The organism is Geomonas sp. Red32 (assembly GCF_023652955.1).
In the GTDB taxonomy this organism is placed as follows: Bacteria; Desulfobacterota; Desulfuromonadia; order Geobacterales; family Geobacteraceae; genus Geomonas.
Window position 1 is genome coordinate 300,072 of sequence record NZ_JAKLOY010000001.1, and the last position, 20,562, is coordinate 320,633.

Here is a 20,562-nt window from a genome sequence, read left to right on the forward strand (position 1 = left end):
TAGGTCCCTTAGGTCCCTTAGGTCGACTGGGTCCTACATGAACAGTAAGAAGCCGTTCGCGAACTGGACGATGCCGTAGGCGCCGATCGTGATACCGATCACCCAGACGTACTTCTTCTTGATAAGCGCGGCGATCGACGAGAGCAGGATGGCGATCTGCAGGAAAATGACGGCGACGCCGAAGACCTTGCCGTGCTTGGCGGCATCGTCCCTGATGGCCTCGAGCTTCTTGGCATCCGCCAGGATCTTGGCCTTCTCCCCTTCGTACTTGGAGATCTTGGCAGCATAGCCGTCGATCTTGCTTTGATACTGCTGGGCCAGCGCCGGAGGAACCTTCCCGCCCAGCATCTTCAACTGCATCTCCATCTGGTCCCTCTGCATCTCATAGAGGTACCCCTTGATGCTCTTAGACTGGTAAAAGGCCCACTGGTCGGAGGCCTGTGTCTGACTCAGCACGGAGCGGGTCGAGAAGCCTCCTCCTTTGAACGTTGCCAAGGTGGCACAGACAGCAAGGATGATAGTGGTCAATGCCATCCAGTTCAGCCACCGTTCTTTCTTTTCTTCCGTCATAGATACCTCCTCGTGAAAGTGTGCTGGATTATACACAAACTTCCGCCACCGGAAAAGACATTGCCCGGCTCAGAGAGTAAATGACTAGGGGGAAATTGCATCGATGTCCGTCCGTGATAATGTTATACCTCACCATCTCGTGATCCATGCACTCCTCCCGGAGCCTGAAGGGCGCCCAAGTGAGGAACGCGCTCAGGAACGCAGGCGGGTGGGAGACCGCCCATTGACCACGGCCGGAGAGAAGCACGCGGACAGGGAGAAAGTGGCAATGGAGACGCAGCTCAGGGTTCTGATCGTCGAGGACGACCCGGATGATGCCCGGCTGGTGGTGAGGGAGCTCGAACACGGCGGGTACCGGGTCAAACACGAAACGGTCTCCTCCGGCGAAGAGCTATCCCGCGCACTCCTCAGTTCCTGGGACCTCGTCGTCTGCGATTTCTCCCTCCCCGGTTTCAGCGGCATGGAGGCACTCCGCATGGTTCGCGAGCGGGGAGGCGACCAGCCGTTCATCATGGTCTCCGGCAAGGTCGGCGAGGAAGCGGTCGCCGACGCCATCCGTGCCGGTGCCGACGACTTCGTCCTCAAGGACCGCCTGGTCCGCCTGGTTCCCGTGGTCAAGAAGGAGCTCGCCGAGGCCGCCCGCCGCGAGGAGCACCGCCGCGCCGACAAAGAGCTCCGCGACAAGCTGGAGTTCATCCAGGTCCTGATCGATACCCTCCCCACCCCCATCTTCTACAACGATCCCAACGGCCATTACCTCGGGTGCAACCGCGCCTTCGAGGAGCAGCTCGGAGTGAAGCGCGGGGAGATCCTCAACAAGTCCGTCTACGAAATCCTCCCCCCCGACCTCGCCAAGCATTACTCACGCGGGGAGGTTAAAATGGAGGCCGGCGAGGGCCCGAAATCCTTCGAAGGAACCATCACCTGCGCGAGCGGCGAAAACCGCGACGTCATCTTCTACAGCGCCGTCTTCAACACCTCGGACAGTTCGGTGGGGGGAATGGTGGGAGCGCTGCTCGACATCTCGGAGCGCAAGCGTTCGGAGACCAGGCTTCGCTACCTGAGCACCCACGACATGCTGACCGGCATCTACAACCGAGCCTATTTCGACGAGGAGCTCGACCGGCTGAAGAAAGGGAGGAAATTCCCGGTCAGCATCGTGATGGCCGACGTGGACGGCCTGAAGGAAACCAACGACCAGCTGGGGCATGCGGCGGGGGATGAGCTCCTAAAGCAGACGGCCGAGGTGTTCAAGGGGGCCTTCCGGAAGGAGGATGTGGCGGCCAGGATCGGGGGGGACGAGTTTGCCGCCCTGCTCCCCAACACGGACGAAACGGCACTCAAGGAGGCGATGGAAAGGCTCCAGCAGCACCTCGCCTTAAGTAACGCCGAGCATGGCGGTCTCCCCTTAAACCTCTCCATCGGCGCCGCCACCGCCCACAGCGGCAACGAGCTGTCCACCGCCTGGCGGATAGCGGATCAGCGGATGTACCGGCAAAAGAAAGGGCGCCGAGGCAAAAATGCCGTTCCGCGCCCTCACGATCAACTCGAACTCAACACCGGCCACACCAGCCAGTCCTGATTCGTCCTTCCCTTTATTAACTCATCCCGCTATCACTTCGCCCCAGCCGTCCCCCTCTCGCTAGACGGGGAGGGCCGGCCTCCGATGCACCCTCCTCCCTGAAGGGGCGGGGGCGATCGCCTACTTTCCGTGCGAGGTGTAGCCGGCGAACTTAGCCGCGGTCTTGACCGCTTCCTTGTGGTACTCGCTGCCCGGGAACTGGGAGGCCAGCTGGGAGAAGACCAGGTCGGCCTGCTGACGGTTCCCCTCCTCCAGGTATCCCTTACCCAGAAGGTACAGGGTCCGGTCCAGCTTGGGAGACTTCGGGAAGTGCAGCACCGCGTCGGAGAGACGTTTTATCCCCGCGGCCGTCTTATCGGTCCGGAGATAGAAATTGCCGACGTAGGTCTCGTACTCGAGCTGCTTGTCCCGGCAGTCCGCGAGCTTCTCCCGCACCTCGGGAGCGTACTCGGAGCTCGGGTACTGCCTGAGGAAACTCTCGAGAGTGATCACCGCGTTTTTCACCGGCGTCTGATCGGTATCGATCCCGGTGATCTGGTGGTAGTGGCTCAGCGCCGCCCGGTACAGGGCGTAGGGAGCCTTCGGATTGGTCGGGTGGAGCTTGCGGAAATCCTCGTAGGCGGCCGCCGCCTCGATGTACGACTCGTTGGCGTAATGGGCGTCCGCGATCTTCAACTCCGCCTTGGCGGTCAACTCCGGCGAACTGTAGGCTTCCTTGACCTTCTTGTAGGCGGTAACGGCCTCTTCGTAGTTACGCCTGGCGTAGGCGGCCTCCGCCTCCTGATAGTACTGGTCGGCACTCTTCACCGGCTTGGGGGCCGACGAACAGGAGGCGAGAAGGGTTACCAGGGAGAAAAGTGCCAGGGAGCTCACGATTCGCAAGGACATGCTGGACTCCTATCGAAGTTGGTTCAGCCTGGGCTAGGCGCGCGAGGCGCGCTTACGCAGGATCGGGTCGAGCTCTTTTTTCCGCAGGCGGATCGACTGCGGGGTGACCTCGACCAGCTCGTCGTCGTCGATGAACTCGAGCGCCTGCTCCAGGGTCAAAAGGCGCGGCGGAGTAAGCTTGATGGCATCGTCGGAGCCGGAGGCGCGGACGTTGGTGAGCTTCTTCCCTTTGCAGGGGTTCACCTCGAGGTCGTTGTCCTTGGCGTGCTGGCCGATGATCATGCCGCCGTAGACCTCGACGCCCGGGCCCAGGAAGAGGACGCCGCGCGGCTGGAGCGCGTCCAGCGAGTAGGCGGTGGTCTCACCCTGCTCCATGGCGACCAGGACTCCGTTCTTCCTCCCCGGGATATCCCCCTTGAAGGGCGCATACTCGTGGAAGGTGTGGGTGATCACCGCGGTGCCGCGGCTCTCGGTGAGGAACTCGCCCCTGATGCCGATGAGGCCGCGGGCCGGCACGATGAACTCGAGACGAATGGTCTCACCCATCGGGGTCATGGAGACCATCTCACCCTTCCTCGGTCCCATCCGCTCGATGATGACCCCCTGGTACTCGGAGGGGACATCCACCACCAGGTACTCCATCGGCTCGTACTTCTTGCCGTCGACCTCCCGCATGATGACCTCGGGCTTGGAGACCGCCATCTCGAACCCTTCGCGGCGCATGTTCTCGATCAGGATGGAGAGGTGGAGCTCACCGCGGCCGGAGACCTGGAAGGTATCGGGGTTGCCGGTATCCTCGACCCTGAGCGACACGTTGGTGCGGAGTTCGCGATCGAGGCGCTCCCTGATGTTGCGGGAGGTGACCATTTTCCCCTCGCGCCCTGCGAAGGGGGAGGAGTTGACGATGAAGTTCATGGAGAGGGTCGGCTCGTCGATCGCCACGTAGGGGAGCGCGATCGGGTTGTCGGCGGCGGCCAGGGTCTCGCCGATGCCGACATCGGTGAAGCCGGCGATGGTCACGATGTCGCCGGTGAAGGCTTCCGGGATCTCCACCTGCTTCAGGCCGTCGTAGCCCAAAAGCTTGGTGACGCGCCCCTTGGAGATGCTTCCGTCGCGGCGGATCAGCGCCACGGTCTCGCCGGCGGTCACCTTGCCGTTGAAGATCTTACCGGTGGCGATGCGGCCGATGTAATCGTTGTAGTCGATGTTGGTGACCAGCAGCTGGAAGGGAGCGGCCACGTCCCCTTCGGGGGGATGGACGTTGTCCTTGATCAGCTGGAAGAGCGGCTCCATGTTGTCGGAGGCCTCGTCGAGCTCCCGCATGGCGTACCCTATCTTCGCGCTGGTGTAGCAGATGGCGAAGTCCAGCTGGGCGTCGGAGGCCTGCAGCTCGCAGAAGAGGTCGAAGACCATGTCGACCACTTCGCTCGGGCGGGCGCCGGGACGGTCGATCTTGTTGATGACCACGATGGGGCGCAGCCCCAGGTCGAGCGACTTCTTGAGGACGAAGCGGGTCTGCGGCATCGGGCCGTCGAGGGCGTCCACCAGGAGGAGCACGGAGTCGACCATCTTCAGGACGCGCTCCACCTCGCCGCCGAAGTCGGCGTGGCCCGGGGTGTCGACGATGTTGATCTTGAATCCGCCGTGGTGGATGCTCAGGTTCTTGGCGAGGATGGTGATGCCGCGCTCCTTCTCGAGATCGTTGGAATCCATCACGCGCTCGGTGATGGCTTCGTTCTCGCGGAACACTCCGGACTGCTTAAGCATAGCGTCGACCAGGGTGGTCTTGCCGTGGTCAACGTGGGCGATAATGGCGATGTTTCTGATCTTTTCCTGCATTTACGTACGACTCCTTGCGTATCAGCTCTGTCAAAATAAAAAGACGAGCATAACGCTCGTCTGAAGCGACTCAATATTGCATGTTCGGCGGCACTTTACAAGCTATTTTCTGATGATGCGGGGCCTTTTACCCATCTGGGCCATGGCCTGCTTCTGCAGAACGCCGATCGGCTCGAGGTGGAACTGGAGCCACATCTCGCCGTACCCCTTCATTTTCATCTTTTTACCTTCCCTCAAAAGCTCCAGGTTCTGCTTGATGTTCTCGTCGCCCGGAAGCTTGGACTGGGCCTTGGCCATGATCTCGCACGCCTTCACGTTCTCGCCGGTCTCGTTGAGGCAGTAGGCGTACAGACTGTAGAGGAGCGACTCCTTCGGGGAGGCCAGGATCGCCTTGTCGAAGGTCTCCTTCATCTTGTCGTGCTTGTTGCGCTTCATGTAGGTGACGCCGAGCATCCCCATGGTGACCCAGTTCTTGAAGAACCCTTTCTCGAGGTACGGGAAGGCGGTGGAGAACTCGCGCTTGACGAAGTAGACCATGCCGATGGCGGAGTTGATCTGGCTCTCGGTGTAGATCTGCCACTTGGCGTACTTGAGCCCCTCCTTGAGGTCGCGGATCCCCTTCTCGAAGCGCTGGGCCTGGATATCCTTCATGGCCGGCTCCATGATCGCCTCGAGCTTCTTGGTAACGGTGCGGGCGATGAGGAGGAAGATGCCGGCGAAGACGATGAGGGCGGCGAGGAGGGCGGCCCACCAGTAGCTGAAGCTGGAGGCGAGGCAGACAATGAAGAAGACGACCACTGCGGCAACGCCGGAGATTATGAAGTTATACATCGCTGTATCCTTTTGATCGATTGGATTAGGTACTTGGTTCCAGGGGAAGCTTCCGGATCACCCCGACTCTTTGCCCGGCTCTTTCCAGACGATGATGCGGCGCCCCGGGCGGAGAGCAACCCTCGACTTCAGGTTGTTCCAGGCGGAGAGAATCTTGGCGGTGACATTGAAGCGTTTGGCCAGCGAGAAGAGGGTGTCACCCTTTTTGACCGTGTAGTATTTGTGGGACGGCTTTTCCGCTTTGAGCTCCGCCTCGGCCACCACCGGCTGCTGGACGGGCTTCGGTTCCACTCCTGCGGCGACCTGGACGGGAATGATGAGGGTCTTCCCCTTGAGCTGCTTGGTCCTCTTCCCGAGGTTGTTCAGCTCGGCGAGGGTCTGCGGGGTGGTGTTGAAGCGCCGGGCGATGGAGACCAGGGTGTCCTTCTTCTTGGCGCGGTACTGGACGTGGCGGACCCGCTCGGTGTAGCGCTCGGTCTCGGGGATCTTGGCATAGGCCGCCTCGAAAAGCGCGGTGGTCCCCTTGGGGATCTTCAGTTCGTAGCCGGGATAATCGGGAGGGGTGGAGAGACGCCTCAACTCCGGGTTGAGCTCCCGGATGGTCTGGGTGCTCACCCCGCATGCCTTGGCCACCACCTCGAGATCGGTCCGGGCGGGGATCTTCACCACATCGAAGTCGACGGCCGGGAGGTAGGCCACGTCCGCGAAACCGTACTTGGCCGGCTCCTTGGCGATGATGGCGGCGGCGATCAGCTTGGGGACGTAATCCTTGGTCTCGCGCTTTAAGTACCCCCCCTTGGAGAGCTCCCAGAAGTCGCGGCTGTTGTACATGTTGATGGCGCGCAGGATCTTGTTCTCCCCCGCGTTGTAGCCGGCTGCGGCGAGGTACCAGTCCTTGTTGAAGAGCCCGTAGAGCTCCTTCAGGTAGAGTGCGGCCGCTACGGTCGACTTGAGGGGGTCGCGGCGCTCGTCGATCCAGGGATCGATCCTCAGCGCATAGTGCTTGCCGGTGCCCGACATGAACTGCCAGGGGCCGACCGCGCTCGCCACCGAGAGAGCCCGCGGCGAGAAACCGCTTTCGATCATCGCCAGGTAGACGAGGTCCTCGGGCATCCCCTCCTTTTTCAAGACACTCCGCATCATCGGGATGTAGCGCTCGCTCCGGGAGAGCCACTTGGCGAAGGAGGAGTGACCGGAATTCTGGAAGTAGCGGATGAAGTAATCGACCTTGCTGTTGAAGGTGAGGGGGATGTCGGACTCGGGGAGATCTTCTTCGGGAAGTTTCAGTTCGAACGCCAGGTCCTCGTCGGCGCCGGCGTCGATGTCCTCGACGTCGTTGCCCTGGACTCCCAGCGCCTTGGAGAGTCCCACCTCGGGAGAGGTCGACGCGAGCAGCACCCGGTCACCCCCCGAAGTGGCGTGCCGGTAATCGTGGTCGCTGGATCCTCCCGGCAGCTGGAAACCGAAGACGGTCGCCGGGGCAAAAAGCGCCAGTATGAAGAGAATCGATTTGGTCATTGGACTCCTTGTCGGCCTCGCACGGGGGACGTGGAGGCAGTGCAGGATAACGGAATCCGGCGCTTTTGTCAATGAGAGGGGGCGTTATCGAGTTCTAAGGGGGTTGCTGCACGACCTGCCCGGAAACAGAAAAAGGCCCCCCGCTTTTAAAACGGGAGGCCTTTTCAATTTTTAGGAAGCCCCCTGAGGTCAGGGGGGCTCTGGAACGCCCGCCGCCGGTGGCGACGGGCTAACTAGGGCAACCCTCTTTGCAGTGGGTTACGGGACGAATCGCGTACCAGGCAGTAAAGTTCATTACTGATCTCCTTATTCCCTGTTGGTGGATTTACATCCCTCGCTGTGTGCTTCCCGGAGGATGCTCTGATAATAATACTCACCCCCGGTATTGTCAATGTCGCCCCTATCATTAAAATGCTAACTCAGCTTTTTGATTACCGATAACAGAAGCCCGTCCTTCAGCTTCAGTGCCGCGTGGGGACAAAGCTCGCGGCAGCACATGCAGCGGATGCAGCGGTGGTAATCGAAGCGAAGGCGCCCTCCCTGGACGGCAATGGCCTTGGGAGGGCAGGCCCTCACGCAGACCTCGCAGAGACGGCAGACCTCCCCGGCGGCCTCCGGGCGGGAGGTAAGCTGGTTGCGGAGCCGGTTCTTGAGAAACTTGGGGAGCCCGAACTGCACGTCCGAGAGGTGCGGGAGTTTAAAGGGGGCGATACCGCCCTCCCGGGGGCTATCCCCCACACACTCGATCTCCTCACGATTGGCGCCGGGAAGTGCTAGGGAGCGGGCCGCACTTTCGACATAAAGAAGGTTGCGGGGGATGGAGGCGAGCTCCGCCGCGATGACGTCCACTGCCACCGCATTGCCCCCGGCCAAAAGGTAGCCGACCTGACGCGGATCGCCGCTTCCCGGCCCGTTCCCCTCCATGGCGGTTATGGCATCGACGATGTTGAGCTCCGGCATCCGCAGCCGGTAGACCTCGATGAGCATGCGGGCGAAGAGCTCCTTGTCGGCACCCGCCTTCAGGTGCCAGGCCGCCTTCTGCGTGCCGACCACCGCGCCGAAGAGGTTTTTCACTGCGCAGGTCATGGTCATCATCTCGTGGGTCTTCAGCTTGGGGAGGTTGATGAGCTTGTCCGCCTCCAGGTAAGGCCGGGCCAGCTCGAACTCCTTGAAGGTCCCCTCCCCTTTGACCGGCAGCGAGTCGAGGAAGGGAGCGAAGGCCGCCCCGGTCTCCTCGATGACCTTCAAAAGGCCGGACTTCTCGGCCACCCGGTGAGGGCTCCCGATGCCGGGGGAATCTCCCACGAGAGGGATCCCCCCCTCCCCTTTCACCAGCTCGATCACCGCCCGCAGCAGTTCCGGATGGGTGGTGACCGCCGCCTCCGGAGGCTTGGCCGCCAGCATGTTCGGCTTGATGAGGACCCGCTCCCCCGCCTTGACGAAGCGCCCCATCCCGCCGAGCGGCTCCAAAAGCCGCACCAGCCCCCCCATCACCTCGTCGCGGTCGTACGACGGCACCCTCTGCAAACTAACCCGATACATCGTCACCTCATTTTGTCCCAGGACAAAGGTCTCCCCAGCGATTCCCATGGCACGCCGCCCTAAATTTTGCTATAGAGGTTGATACCATGAACAGCGCCATCGAGCAATTCTGCAAGTACCTCGAAAGCGAACGTAATGTCTCGGCTCACACCGTGGCAGCCTACCGGAGCGACCTCGCTTTTTTCGCGAATTTCCTCGGCGGAGCGGCAAGCCCCGGCGAGGTCGACCACCTTGCCGTCCGGCGCTACCTGGCCTCCCTCCACAAAACCCACAAAAAAAGCTCCCTCGGAAGGAAGCTTTCCGCCATACGCGCCCTCTTTCGCTATCTCGTGCGGGAAGGGAAGGTGGACAAGAACCCCGCCGAGCTGGTCGCCACCCCCAAGAAGGAGAAGCGGCTCCCGTTCCACCTGAACATCGACCAGGTCACCGCACTGGTGGAAGCGCCTGCCGGCGCCGCCGGCCTTCCCCTCCGCGACCGGGCCATACTCGAGATCCTGTACTCGTGCGGGCTCCGTGTCAGCGAGCTCACCTCGATGAACGTGGGGGACCTCGATCTCCATGAGGGGTTGGCCCGGGTGATGGGGAAAGGGGGGAAAGAGCGGATCGTCCCGGTAGGAAGGCTAGCCCTCCAGGTGCTCGCCGGCTACCTCGAGGAGCGGGGGGCCCCGAAGCCGCCCGAACCGCTGATCCTGAACGCCCGCGGAGGCCGCCTTACCCGGCGCAGCGTCGCCCGTATCGTCGACGCCCACATGCTGCTGATCCCCACCATGCGCAAAGCCTCCCCCCATACCCTCCGGCACACCTTCGCCACCCACATGCTGGAAGGGGGTGCCGACCTGCGCGGTATCCAGGAGCTCCTCGGGCATGCATCCCTCTCCACTACCCAGAAGTACACCCACGTCAGTATCGACCGCCTCATGGAAGTCTACGACAAAGCCCATCCCAAGGCCCGCTGAAAGCCGGAGTGAAAAGCCGCGCCTTTTCGTGAGGCGGCTCCCAGCCGAGTAATGCTCATCGGCTTCCGCGAGACGGCCCTTCCCTGCCGGACGCACGAATGAAAGGCCTCCATTGCGGTAACCAATGGAGGCCTTGATGTCTGCCCGGATAAGCTAGAGAGCCCTGAGGCTCACCACGGCCGACCAAGGGCTCGCGCCCGCCGAGTTGAGTCCTCTGATCCTGAAGTAGTAGACCCTGCCGGACTCCAGACCGGCAATGACCATGCCGGTCGTCTTGAAATAGGTCTTGTAAAACCGCCAGGCCGATTCGTCGTTCGGGTCCCCGGCGTTTAACCACATCTCCCAGCTCCGCACCCCCGGCAGGACCCCAACCGAGCCGAGCATCTGTCCGAGATGATTTCCGTTGACTACTTCGAACAGGAAAGGAGAACTTCCCGGTGCGACGACCGCAGACTTCTTGCTCTGGGTGATGAACAAGGAATCCAGACCGATGTTGTGGAGAGCTTCGGGCTCCTTCCTCCCTTTCTTCTCCACGAAATGAACGAAGTCGTACAGGGCCTCGTCCACCCTTTCCACTACGAGATTCCTCTGGGGAATCATCGTGCGATTCCCAGCCTGCACCGCGAGTTGGACGTTGGATAACTCCAGCTCGCAGGTCTTCAGGTGCTCCCGGCTCGGGTCGGTCTGGCATTCCCGATATGAGGCGTGGCTCTCCAGGTTAGAGTTCACCCCCCTCAAAAGATCCAGACGTTCGGGAACCGTCCTCAAGTTCGGGTGCCGAAATACCTGTAACTGCATTTGAAACTTCCGTGGTGTTTTCACCATAGGGTCACCTCCTTTTGCACGTTTGCGGGCAGACAATGGGAAGTGTAGCGCAGGAATTTGCATTGAATAGAGGCTGAGGCGAATAAAAATTACTCTTTTTCGTGACCTCTCACATCATTTTTAATGTATTCAGTGGCAGAAGCATCCTTATCGACACGAACTATCTGTAATTATTTACAAACAGTAAACCGAATATTAATGTGTGTCGAACCTGAAGATGTTTATTAATTCGATATTCTTTTCTGGTTTCCAATTTAGGCAGGCGCCCCCACCCCTACTTACCATAGTTGCCGTTTTTTCCACAAGTCGCATTGTGTTCCTACCGGCTATGGGCGGGGCCTGTACAAACCGCGGGGCTTCTGCACAAACGGCAGGCGTCCCGTACAAACGGCAGGCGTCCCGTACAAACCGCAGGCGTCCTGTACAAACCGCAGGCGTCCTGTACAAACCGCAGGCGTCCTGTACAAACCGCAGGCGTCCTGTACAAACCGCAGGCGTCCCGTACAAACCGCAGGCGTCCCGTACAAACCGCAGGCCACCCGTACAAACCGTAGCCATCCCGTACAAACCGCAGCCATCCCGTACAAACCGCAGCCATCCCGTACAAACCGCAGGCCACCCGTACAAACCGCAGGCCACCCGTGCAAACCGTAGGGTTCCCGGACAAACCGCGGGTTTTCTGCACAAACGCCCGAGCCTCCCGACAAGCCACGGGGGGTTCCTAAAAGAGCCTGGTTGCAAGCACGGGCAGGAGTTACCGGATCGGCGGAAACGCCGTCGATGGCGCTTACGAGCTACCGCCCTGCCCGGCACACACGAAAAAAGGCCCCGCCGGATGGCGGGGCCTTTTTGTTGCCGCTATCGAAACCGTGCGATTACTCGCAGAGGTCGATCTTCACATCCCAGTTCTTGAGCTTCATGGTGCCGTTCTTCTCAAGGTTGAGGTGCATCTTGAAGGCACGATCCCACAGCTGCGGCTCGTGACCGACCTTGCGGGCGAGGCAGTCCTTGGAAGCCATCTCGAGATACTCGGTCAGCTGAGCCTTGTAGTCCGGGTGGGCGCACTTCTCGATGATGCGCTTGGCGCGATCCTTCGGAGCCAGACCGCGGAGGTCGGCCAGACCCTGCTCGGTGACCACGCAGTCGAGGTCGTGCTCGGTGTGGTCGATGTGGGAGCAGTGCGGGACCACGCAGGAGATACCGTTCGGGTCGGTCTTGGACGGACGGCTCGACGGGGTGTGCATGATCTTGAGGAAGCCGTTACGCAGGAAGTCGCCGGAACCGCCCAGGCCGTTGATCATACGGGTACCGCCGACCAGGGTCGAGTTGGCGTGTGCGTAGATGTCGATCTCGACCGGGGTGTTCATTGCGATGCAACCCAAACGGCGGATCGGCTCCGGTGCGTTGGAGATGGAGAGCGGACGCAGGGTGATCTTGTCGAAGTACTTGTCCATGTTCTCGAAGAAGCGCGGGAAGCCCGGGGTCGCGGAGAGCGACAGCGAGCAGGAGGACGCGTGGTCCAGCTTCCCGGAGTCGAACAGGTCGAGCATGGTGTCCTGCAGCACCTCGGTGTAGACGGTCAGGTTGCTGAAGGGCCCTTTGGCCAGGCCGCCGATGACGGCGTTGGCGATGGAACCGACGCCCGACTGCAGCGGCAGCAGGTTCTTCGGAAGACGGCCAGCCTTTACTTCCTGGGTGAAGAACTCGATGACGTGGCCGGCAATGGCCTCGGAGGTGTCGTCCTGCTCGGCAAAGGCGCGGCCCTGGTCGCGCAGCTTGGACTCGACCACGGCGATGATCTTGGAGGGATCGCAGGGGACGTAGGTGGTGCCGATCCTGGAGCTCGCGTGGGTGATATTCAGCACCTGGCGGTTCGGCGGATGGTTGCAGGAGATGTTGTCGTGGATCCCTTCGAAGGAGGGCTGTCCGGTGTTCACCTCGATAATCACCTTGTCGCAGATCATCAGGATCTCGGGGATGACGCCGCAGGAGGAGGTCGGAACCAGGCCGCCGTCCTCGGTGATGGCGGAAACCTCGATGATGGCCAGGTCAAGCTTGCCGGTCTCGGTGTCCTTGGTATAGAAGCCGTAGCCCAGGTCCTGAGCGAAGAGGGAGAGGTGCTTGTCGCCCATCCGGATGCGGCCGGCGTTGATGCCGGCGGCTATGTCCTTGCCGGTCTGGTAGGGCCAACGACGGTCGATCATGTCGTTCTGTGCCCAGCGGTTCTCGGTCTCGGCGCCGACGGAGGCGCCGATGAACAGGTTGAACTTCCACTTGCCCTGCAGGTTGTTCTTCTCGACGTGCTCGGCAACCGCGATGGGCACCACTTTGGGGTAACCGGCGGGGGTGAACCCGGACCAGCCGAGGTTCATGCCAGGCTTGAAGAACTGGATGGTCTGTTCCGGCGTCATCACCTTGCTGAGAAGCGACTTGCAACGTACCCGGTCTTGGAGCGTACCGTATTCGGACATCTTTTTCCTCCTGTTTGGTTTTGGTGTTTACAGACGCGAGCCTTTAAACACTGATAAGGACATGGCTTTGGTGTGCGGCTGGCTGCCGCCTCGCGCCTCAACATGAGGCGCCGCTAAGGGCAAAAGTAGAACCGGATTCTACTTAACGCCAGTCTCATAGTCAAGGGTAAATACGGCAGATTTATTGTTCGGCTGGCTGGACCAGGACGGCTCGTGTCGGTGCCGGACACGGCGACGGCAACACCCCGGAAGGAGGAGACGGGGGAGGTGTATACAGTATGCAATCTAATCTTATCCGCCGGCAACGTCAAGACAAAAACGGGTTTGATAAAAAGTTTCCGGCCCGGCGGGGGGCGTGCCGACATAAACCTTAGTCATCAAGATGATTTACGTTTCCGTAAATTCGCGGCGTTTTATTCTTAATGATAACAACCTCCCCCCGGCATCCCCCCGCACCCCGCCCCGGCCAGCTGGAAGGGAGCGGGTAAAACAAAGGCCGCCCCCGTCGGGGGGCGGCCTTAAAACGCCCTTTGAAATAATAGCGTCCTATCTAACCGTTATTCGAGCTTCAAACCGTAGTCCGCCTGGTACCCGATCCGGACCGCTCCCCAGTGCCGGTTCCTGATGTAGATGGGGGTGGAAAGGTCGTTGAGGATCTCGCCGGTATCCCGCTGGTAGGTCTGCAGCAGGAAAGGGTCGGTGTTGCGTGCGCTCTTCAGGCCGGTCTTGTCGTTGAAGATCCTCTTGGTACGGTTGTGGTTCTTGTCGTACTCGGCGTCCCCGGTCAACGGCTCGGTGTAGCGGAGGTTGTGGCAGGGAACGTAGCCGTTGTCGTCCACGCAGATGACAAACAGAAACGATTGCTGCCGCGCCAGGATCTCCTCCTGGACAGGGGAGACGAAGCGGTCGAAGTAGCTGTGGAAGGCGGTCTCGTACTTTTGCGGCGAGGTGTTGGGAACCGGCCGGTAGTTGCGGTCGAAGAGGTCGGCCTCGGTGATTTTGCCCTGGGCGATCGCCTCCTCGGCGAGGGCGATGACCCGGTCGCGCATCTCGGAGGCCATCCCCTTGATGATGTCGTGCCGGTTGCCGACGCTGAACTTGCCGACGGTCGAGAAGATCTTCTCCGCCACCTCGGTCAGCACGTTGAAGGCCTTGCCGCTTTCCTGCATGTCATGGTGCACGGTGGTGGCCGAAGTGGAGACGTTGTGGATCTTTTCCGAGATCTCGGAGGTGGTTGCGCTCTGCTCCTCGGTCGCGGAGGCGATCTGGTTGATGAGCTGCGCCGTCTCCCCTGCCAGGGAGAGGATCTTTTCGAGACACTCCCGGGCCTGGGTGGATTTCGTCACCCCCTCCTCGACCCGCTCCTGTTCTTCGCTGATGGAGCTCACCGCTTCGCGGCTCTCCTGCTGAATGGTGGTGATGATCCTGGCGATCTCCTTGGTCGAGGTGGCGGTCTTCTCCGAAAGGAGCTTCACCTCGTCGGCGACCACGGCGAAGCCGCGGCCGTGTTCTCCGGCCCGCGCCGCCTCGATGGCGGCATTGAGGGCCAGGAGCTTGGTCTGATCGGCGATGTCCTCGATGAGGTTGATGATGTCGCCGATCTGCCCGGAGGAGGTCTCCAGCTTACCGACCGTGTCGAGGGTCTTGGCGACGTTCCCCTTGACGAGCTCGATCGCCTGGCAGACACCATCGACGACTGCCATCCCGTCGTTGGCGGCCAGGTCGACCTCCACCGAGAAACCGGCCGCCTGGTGCGTGTTGCCGGCCACGACATTAAGGGTGGTGGCCATCTCCTCGGCCGCCACCGCCACCGTCTGGGAGCGTTCCTTCTGTTCCGCCGCCGAAATGAGGGTCCTGCCGGTCAGGTTGGAGACCTGGCAAAGGGAGATGGAAATGTTCTCCGCCAACTGGTAAAGAACGGTGATGGTTTCCCGCAGCTTCCCGATCAGCCGGTTGATCTGGTTGGCGAGCTGGCCAATCTCGTCGTCGGAGCGGACGGTGATCTCCTTGGTGAGGTCTCCCTCCCCCGCCACCAGGTCGTCGATCTTGGTGGAGAAGTCCATGATGTCGCGCACCACCGTCTTCTTGAAGAACAGGTACATGCTCCCGATCATGGCAAGGAAGAAGCAGCAACCGGCAACCAGCAGCATGGCCATCATCTTGAGCGCGCTCTGGTATCCGGCCTCCATGGAGGAGGTCAGCACCACCGCACCGCGGTACTTTTCGCCGGGGTCGTGACACTGCTTGCAGCGCTCCTCGTTGACCAGGGGGACCACCGCGCGCAGGGTGTGGGTGCCGTTTTCCACCAGGCGGGTCTCCAGGGTCTTGCCGGTGGAGAGCGCCTTCAGCACGTCGCCGCTCACCGCGCTCGACGGATTATTGGCGTCCTTTCCCTCCTTGTTGTAGATCTTCAGGTCGAAGCCGAAACGGTCCTTGGCGACCTTGGCGAGGTCGATGACCCCTTTGGTGTCGGCCTTCATCATGAACTCGTTGATCTCGTTGACGATGACGGCGGCAAGGGTCCGGCTGTTCTTCTCCTGCAGATCCATGCTGGCGCGGTACTGGAGGCCGAGGGATAGAAGCCCCAGCACCGAGACCCCCACGAACAGGGTAACCCCGATGATGAGCAGGATCTTTTTCATCAATTTATTCCGGAACATCGCGCCTCCCATGAGAAAAACACCGTTGTGATTCTTATTATCGGCACATCTTGTTTACACTTTAACCGGGCCGTTAACATAATCTTCACGGCGCCGCGCACCGGGCCCGCGAGGCGAAAAAGGCCGCAAGCGGCAGGAGGGAGAGAAACGGTACGCTGTTGACCTTGGTCAAAAAAAAGGAGCACGGGAGATGGTAGGCTTTAAGGCAGGAGGTGTAACCGTGAAAGAGATACCGTTTGATGAGCTCTATCGGCAACTGGTGCAGCATTGCGGCGACGCCGTCGTCTATTCCGACCGGGAAGGAAAGATCCGGCTCTGGAACGAGGCCGCCGAGAAGATGTTCGGCTTCAGCGCGGAGGAGGCGCTCGGGCAGTCGCTCGACATCTTCATCCCCGAAAACCAGCGGGCCAAGCACTGGGAGGGATACTTCCGGGTCATGGAGAGCGGGACCACCCGCTACGCGACCCAGCTGCTGGCGGCGCCGGCCATCCGCAAGGACGGGAGCCGGATCTCGACCGAATTCTCGATGACCATCGTGCGCGACGGCGAGGGAAAGGTCGCAGGGACCGCGGCCGTGGTGCGGGACGTGACTGCCAAGTGGCAAAAGGAAAAGGAGTTGAGGACGCGGCTGGCTGAGCTGGAGAAAATGTCACAGGGATAAGAGGTTAAAGATGGGGGATCGCCCCCTCCCGCCAGGGGAGGGGGAAATCGCTCCACCTCCCGTCAGGTTTGCTCCGAGAGATACAGCTGCACGCCCATCTGGGCGATCTGGTTGAGCTGGGCCTCGATGTCGTCGATGTGGGCCTCCTCGTGCTCCAGGATGGACTGCAATAGATCGCGGGTGCCGTTGTCGCCCATCTCGACCGCGACGCGGATGCTCTCATTGTAGCCGCGAATGGCGGTTTCCTCCGAGGCGTGGTCGAACTGGTGCATCTTCGGTACTTCGCCGCCGATGTGGATCGGATCCAGCCGGCTCACCACCGGCCTTCCCTCCAAAAAGAGAATCCGCTCGATGAGCTTTTCGGCGTGCTTCATCTCCACAATGGCCCGCTCGCGGATGAGGGACTGCAGCTTTTTGTAGCCCCAGTTCTCACACATCTCCGCATGCACCATGTACTGGTTGATCGCGGTCAGCTCTTCGGCCAGCCGCACGTTAAGCTGTTCGATCACCCTCTCGTTTCCCTTCATGAATGACCTCCTTGAAGTTGATGACCCTGCGGCCGCATTTTACGGCTCCCTCCACGTCATGCCGGTGCTTCAGACTCCCCTAAAGATAAAATTTTTTTAATTCATTATACCGTCGCCGCCCTTGTTGGCAAGGCGGGGCCCAACGAGATACCAGACGCCACCTGCGTGGACTGCGTGGACTGCGTGGACTGCGTGGACTGCGTGGACTGCGTGGACTGCGGGGGACTGCGTGGACTGCGGGGGACTGCGTGGACTGCGGGGGACTGCGGGGGGCCTGGGTGGACCTGCAGGAGTTGGCGTGGCTTGGTTTGGACCTGCTTGAAACTGGCGTGGCGGTGCGTGAAGGGACGTTGGTGAGGGGCGTGAGAGTGGAGTAGGGTGAGGGCGCGAAGCGCGGGCGGCACTTGCGGCGTTGGGCGGCTCTCCCTCCGGGAGGGAGAGCGCAGCCTGCCGTTTAGAAGGAATGCCCGTGGGGAGAGTAGGTGAGCGCCTGGAAAGCGGCCAGCCCCAGGATGGCAAGGGTCCCCAGCACGGTGATCACCATCAGGATGCGATGCACTGAGTTCTCTTTCCGTTGCTGCTGATAGCCGAGGAGCTTCCCGAGGACAACGCCCCCCAAAACGCCGCCGCCATGCCCCCAGTTGTTGATGCCGGGCATCACGAGCCCGAAGAGGACCAGGGAGATCAGCCACCCGTTGACCTCCTTGGAGACGGCCATCCCGTACCGCCCGCCGCTGCTCCTGCCGAAGTAGTAAAGGGCGCCGATCAGGCCGCAGATGGCAGCGGAGGCTCCGATGGTCAAGGGAACCCCGGCCAGGAAGGAGACGAGGTAACCCAACACGCCGCTTAAGGTGTAGATGACGAACATCCGGCTGGGGCCGTACTCCATCGCAACCCAGGGGCCGATCTGGCGCAGGGCCATCATGTTGAACAGCAGATGGAGGATACCGCCGTGGAGATAGCTCGCCGAAACGAGGGTCCAGTAGCCGCCGATTTCCATCGGGACGGTCCCGGTAGCCCCCAACACGAGGAGGCTTCGCTCCCCGGGAGAAAGGAAGCTGAAGGGGCTGAGGCTCATCCCCATGCCCCCCATCCTGTTATGGCTGATGACCAGGGAAAGGAGAAAGAAGATCACGTTGACGGTGATGATCGCCTTGACGAGCCCCTGGCCGTCGGGATCCACCCGGTTCAGGTCGCCCAGCGAGGCAAAGAGGCCGGGGCGGCGGGCTCCGCACCAGGGGCAGCGGTCATCCGAGCTTCCGATGAGCCGGCCGCAATGTGAACAGTAGATAGCACGTCTGGACATTTCGTTTCCTTCCTCGGCCTTTACGAAGATCAGGTCGCTTCGAGCAGTAATAAAGCCGGATCCTCCAGGTAGTGGAGTACCTTTCCGAGGAAGCGGGCGGCATAGGCGCCGTCGGTGGCGCGGTGGTCAAAGGTGAGCGAAAGGGGGAGGATCTTCCGGATGGCAATCTTCCCGTGGTGGACCCAGGGACGCTCGACGATCCGGCCGAAGCCCAGGATGGCGACGTCCGGCCAGTTGATGATGGGGGTCGCGAAGGTCCCCCCGAAGTGCCCGTAGTTGGTGATGGTGAAGCTCGAACCGCGCAGCTCGTCGAGGGCGATGGTCCGCTCCCGCGCCTTTTTACCCAACTCCTGCACCGCCTCCGCCAGTTCGATGATGCTCTTCTTGTCCACGTCCCGGATGACGGGTACCATGAGTCCCTCGGGGGTGTCAACTGCGATCCCGAAATGGTACTCCTTCTTGAGGCAGATCACCTCGGCCTCCTCGTCGATGGATGCGTTCAAAAGCGGGTACTCGCGCAGGGCGTGCTGGGCCGCCTTCATGAAGAAGGGGAGGAAGGTGAGGTGGGCGCCACGGGATTCGACCACTTCCTGCTCCCGCATCCTCATCTCCCAGATCTCGGTTATATCGGCCTCCTCCATACTGGTCACGAAGGCGGTCATCCGTTGCGAGGCAAGGACGTTGCGGGCGATGGTCTTTCTCAGCCCCCGTAGCGGGAGCCCCTCTCCGGGGCAGGCCGCCGGGACGGTAAGCGCTTCCGCCGCCTCTTCGCGGCGATGCCTTTCCCCTTTTGCTTCCAGATCCTCGGGCCGGATGCAGCCGCGCGGCCCGCTTCCCCGGACGGTCCGGAGATCGATCCCGCGTTCCCGCGCGATCCGGCGCACCATCGGGGTGGCCAGTCCTTCGAAGGAGCCAGCGGCGGCCCCTTCCCCACTCGGGGCGCCACTGGGCGAGGGAGCGGCACTACCCGCCCTCGGAGCTTCCGGAGTCGAGGGGGCGTGCTCCTCCGCCTCCGGAAGCGATCCAACAATCCCCACCGATGGCCGCCGGGGCGGCTCTCCCCCTTCCCTTGCAGCCTCACCCTCCTCGATGGAGAGTAGCGTTTCCCCAACCTTTACCGTCTCCCCCTCCTGGCGGTGGATCCGCACGATCCGGCCGGCACGCGGGGAAGGCACCTCGACCACGGCCTTGTCGGTCTCCACCTCGAGCACCGCCTGGTGCTGCGTCACCCGGTCTCCCTCGGAAACCAGCCACTTGCGCAGTTCCACCTCGGCGATACCTTCGCCCAGATCGGGGAGTTTGAAATCAAAGGCCATGGAATCTCCTGTCATCGCATATCGGGGGATATTCAGCGCCCGTTGTATAGGGACTGGGGTTTGTAAGGCCCTTCATCCGGGGGGGCGGGTGCCCGGATCGGGAGGGCCTAGTATTTGAGGACGTCCTCGACGGCGGCCTGGATCTGCTGTATCGAGGGGAGGTAGTGGTCGATCAGCTTGGCCAGGGGAACCGGGACGTCGGGGGCGGCCACCCGCTTGACCGGTCCCCGCAGAAAGAGGATCCCGTCGCAGGCCAAGGTCGCCGCGATCTCTGCCCCGACCCCGCAGGTCAGCGCCGCCTCGTGAACGATCACCGCCCGGCCGGTCTTCTTCACCGAGCCGAGTACGCACTCCATATCGAGGGGGTTCAAGGTCAGCATGTCGATGACTTCGGCATCGAACCCGGCAACCGCTTTCAGCACCCGCTCCAGCATGCTTCCCCAGGCGACAACGGTGACCTCGCGCCCCGGCCGCGCCACCCTGGCCCGGCCGAGCTCCACGAGGTATTCCCCCTCCGGCACCTCCTCCTTGATCATCCGGTAGAGCCGGGTCGGCTCCAGGAAGAGTACCGGGTCCGGGTCACGCAGGGAGGCGAGTAAAAGCCCCTTCGCGTTGTACGGGCCTGAGGGGACCACCACCTTGAGACCGGGGGCTTGGCAAAAAAGGGCCTCGGTGCTTTCTTCGTGGAGTTCGGGGGCCTTGATGCCGCCGCCGTAGGGGGTGCGGACCACCATGGGGCACCCGAAGCGCCCCCGGGAGCGGGAGCGAAGGCGCGCCCCATGGGCGAAGAGCTGCTCGAAAGCGGAGTAGGTGAACCCCATGAACTGGATCTCGGGGACCGGCCTCAGGCCACAGGCGGCCATGCCGATGGCGGCGCCCATGATCCCGGATTCGCTGAGCGGAGTGTCCAGCACCCGCTCCGGGCCGAAACGGTCCTGAAGCCCCTCGGTGACCCGGAAGACGCCGCCGTCGCGCCCGACATCCTCGCCGATGATCACCACCCGGTCGTCCCGCGCCATCTCCTGGGCCAGCGCCTGGTTGATGGCCTGTACCATGTTCAGCTGGGCCAT

General features: G+C 61.7%; 16 protein-coding genes. 3 read left to right on the forward strand and 13 right to left on the reverse strand.

Features of this window, described 5'->3' with window-relative positions; all coding sequences use genetic code 11:
- Nucleotides 1–33: 33 nt before the first annotated feature.
- Nucleotides 34–570, reverse strand: coding sequence for a DUF4337 domain-containing protein (locus tag L4X63_RS01340; RefSeq protein WP_250676784.1), 537 nt, complete (start codon nucleotides 568–570; stop codon nucleotides 34–36).
- Between the two features lie 268 nt (nucleotides 571–838).
- On the opposite strand from L4X63_RS01340, the gene L4X63_RS01345 reads away from it, so the two are divergent.
- Nucleotides 839–2,152: a GGDEF domain-containing response regulator gene (locus L4X63_RS01345; RefSeq protein ID WP_250676785.1), complete on the forward strand. Its 1,314-nt coding sequence runs from the start codon at nucleotides 839–841 to the stop codon at nucleotides 2,150–2,152.
- Between the two features lie 120 nt (nucleotides 2,153–2,272).
- Here the strand turns inward: L4X63_RS01345 and L4X63_RS01350 are convergent, their stop codons facing one another.
- The 5 genes from L4X63_RS01350 to L4X63_RS01370 form a co-directional block, all read right to left on the reverse strand.
- On the reverse strand, nucleotides 2,273–3,040 hold the full coding sequence (locus tag L4X63_RS01350; protein WP_250676786.1) for an outer membrane protein assembly factor BamD: 768 nt from the start codon (nucleotides 3,038–3,040) through the stop codon (nucleotides 2,273–2,275).
- Nucleotides 3,041–3,073: 33 nt separating this feature from the next.
- On the reverse strand, nucleotides 3,074–4,879 hold the full coding sequence (gene typA, locus L4X63_RS01355; RefSeq protein ID WP_250676787.1) for a translational GTPase TypA: 1,806 nt from the start codon (nucleotides 4,877–4,879) through the stop codon (nucleotides 3,074–3,076).
- Nucleotides 4,880–4,981: 102 nt separating this feature from the next.
- Nucleotides 4,982–5,710, reverse strand: coding sequence for a tetratricopeptide repeat protein (locus L4X63_RS01360; RefSeq protein WP_250676788.1), 729 nt, complete (start codon nucleotides 5,708–5,710; stop codon nucleotides 4,982–4,984).
- A gap of 57 nt (nucleotides 5,711–5,767) precedes the next feature.
- Nucleotides 5,768–7,228: a LysM peptidoglycan-binding domain-containing protein gene (locus L4X63_RS01365; protein WP_250676789.1), complete on the reverse strand. Its 1,461-nt coding sequence runs from the start codon at nucleotides 7,226–7,228 to the stop codon at nucleotides 5,768–5,770.
- Nucleotides 7,229–7,642: 414 nt separating this feature from the next.
- On the reverse strand, nucleotides 7,643–8,770 hold the full coding sequence (locus L4X63_RS01370; RefSeq protein WP_250676790.1) for a DUF362 domain-containing protein: 1,128 nt from the start codon (nucleotides 8,768–8,770) through the stop codon (nucleotides 7,643–7,645).
- 86 nt (nucleotides 8,771–8,856) lie between these two features.
- Here L4X63_RS01370 and xerC point away from each other — a divergent pair, with 86 nt between their 5' ends.
- Complete coding sequence (xerC, locus tag L4X63_RS01375; protein WP_250676791.1) at nucleotides 8,857–9,726, forward strand: tyrosine recombinase XerC; 870 nt, start codon at nucleotides 8,857–8,859, stop codon at nucleotides 9,724–9,726.
- Between the two features lie 153 nt (nucleotides 9,727–9,879).
- On the opposite strand, the gene L4X63_RS01380 is transcribed toward xerC, so the two are convergent.
- From L4X63_RS01380 to L4X63_RS01390, 3 genes are all read right to left on the reverse strand, one after another.
- Nucleotides 9,880–10,551 carry a fibronectin type III domain-containing protein gene (locus tag L4X63_RS01380; RefSeq protein WP_250676792.1) on the reverse strand — a complete coding sequence of 224 codons (672 nt, stop codon included), beginning with the start codon at nucleotides 10,549–10,551 and terminating at the stop codon, nucleotides 9,880–9,882.
- Nucleotides 10,552–11,426: 875 nt separating this feature from the next.
- A complete protein-coding gene (gene scpC / locus L4X63_RS01385) occupies nucleotides 11,427–13,022 on the reverse strand; it encodes a succinyl-CoA:acetate CoA-transferase ScpC (protein ID WP_250676793.1) in 1,596 nt (531 codons plus the stop codon).
- Between the two features lie 557 nt (nucleotides 13,023–13,579).
- On the reverse strand, nucleotides 13,580–15,664 hold the full coding sequence (locus L4X63_RS01390; protein ID WP_350339157.1) for a methyl-accepting chemotaxis protein: 2,085 nt from the start codon (nucleotides 15,662–15,664) through the stop codon (nucleotides 13,580–13,582).
- A 238-nt stretch (nucleotides 15,665–15,902) separates the two neighbouring features.
- Between L4X63_RS01390 and L4X63_RS01395 the strand changes: the two genes are divergently transcribed.
- The gene (locus L4X63_RS01395; protein WP_250676795.1) at nucleotides 15,903–16,343 is read left to right on the forward strand and encodes a PAS domain-containing protein; all 441 of its coding nucleotides are present in this window, start codon (nucleotides 15,903–15,905) and stop codon (nucleotides 16,341–16,343) included.
- 62 nt (nucleotides 16,344–16,405) lie between these two features.
- Here L4X63_RS01395 and bfr read toward each other — a convergent pair whose 3' ends face one another.
- The 4 genes from bfr to L4X63_RS01415 form a co-directional block, all read right to left on the reverse strand.
- Nucleotides 16,406–16,870, reverse strand: a complete 465-nt coding sequence (gene bfr, locus L4X63_RS01400) for a bacterioferritin (RefSeq protein WP_250676796.1) — start codon at nucleotides 16,868–16,870, stop codon at nucleotides 16,406–16,408.
- A 454-nt stretch (nucleotides 16,871–17,324) separates the two neighbouring features.
- A complete protein-coding gene (locus L4X63_RS01405) occupies nucleotides 17,325–18,176 on the reverse strand; it encodes a rhomboid family intramembrane serine protease (RefSeq protein ID WP_250676797.1) in 852 nt (283 codons plus the stop codon).
- A 29-nt stretch (nucleotides 18,177–18,205) separates the two neighbouring features.
- On the reverse strand, nucleotides 18,206–19,492 hold the full coding sequence (locus L4X63_RS01410; protein WP_250676798.1) for a dihydrolipoamide acetyltransferase family protein: 1,287 nt from the start codon (nucleotides 19,490–19,492) through the stop codon (nucleotides 18,206–18,208).
- A gap of 107 nt (nucleotides 19,493–19,599) precedes the next feature.
- Complete coding sequence (locus tag L4X63_RS01415; protein WP_250676799.1) at nucleotides 19,600–20,562, reverse strand: alpha-ketoacid dehydrogenase subunit beta; 963 nt, start codon at nucleotides 20,560–20,562, stop codon at nucleotides 19,600–19,602.

Coding starts and splice junctions, on each gene's coding strand:
- L4X63_RS01340 (WP_250676784.1), bottom strand. CDS start 570: ATGACGGAAGAAAAGAAAGAACGGTGGCTGAACTGGATGGCATTGACC.
- L4X63_RS01345 (WP_250676785.1), top strand. CDS start 839: ATGGAGACGCAGCTCAGGGTTCTGATCGTCGAGGACGACCCGGATGAT.
- L4X63_RS01350 (WP_250676786.1), bottom strand. CDS start 3,040: ATGTCCTTGCGAATCGTGAGCTCCCTGGCACTTTTCTCCCTGGTAACC.
- typA (WP_250676787.1), bottom strand. CDS start 4,879: ATGCAGGAAAAGATCAGAAACATCGCCATTATCGCCCACGTTGACCAC.
- L4X63_RS01360 (WP_250676788.1), bottom strand. CDS start 5,710: ATGTATAACTTCATAATCTCCGGCGTTGCCGCAGTGGTCGTCTTCTTC.
- L4X63_RS01365 (WP_250676789.1), bottom strand. CDS start 7,228: ATGACCAAATCGATTCTCTTCATACTGGCGCTTTTTGCCCCGGCGACC.
- L4X63_RS01370 (WP_250676790.1), bottom strand. CDS start 8,770: ATGTATCGGGTTAGTTTGCAGAGGGTGCCGTCGTACGACCGCGACGAG.
- xerC (WP_250676791.1), top strand. CDS start 8,857: ATGAACAGCGCCATCGAGCAATTCTGCAAGTACCTCGAAAGCGAACGT.
- L4X63_RS01380 (WP_250676792.1), bottom strand. CDS start 10,551: ATGGTGAAAACACCACGGAAGTTTCAAATGCAGTTACAGGTATTTCGG.
- scpC (WP_250676793.1), bottom strand. CDS start 13,022: ATGTCCGAATACGGTACGCTCCAAGACCGGGTACGTTGCAAGTCGCTT.
- L4X63_RS01390 (WP_350339157.1), bottom strand. CDS start 15,664: ATGAAAAAGATCCTGCTCATCATCGGGGTTACCCTGTTCGTGGGGGTC.
- bfr (WP_250676796.1), bottom strand. CDS start 16,870: ATGAAGGGAAACGAGAGGGTGATCGAACAGCTTAACGTGCGGCTGGCC.
- L4X63_RS01405 (WP_250676797.1), bottom strand. CDS start 18,176: ATGTCCAGACGTGCTATCTACTGTTCACATTGCGGCCGGCTCATCGGA.
- L4X63_RS01410 (WP_250676798.1), bottom strand. CDS start 19,492: ATGGCCTTTGATTTCAAACTCCCCGATCTGGGCGAAGGTATCGCCGAG.
- L4X63_RS01415 (WP_250676799.1), bottom strand. CDS start 20,562: ATGGCCCAGCTGAACATGGTACAGGCCATCAACCAGGCGCTGGCCCAG.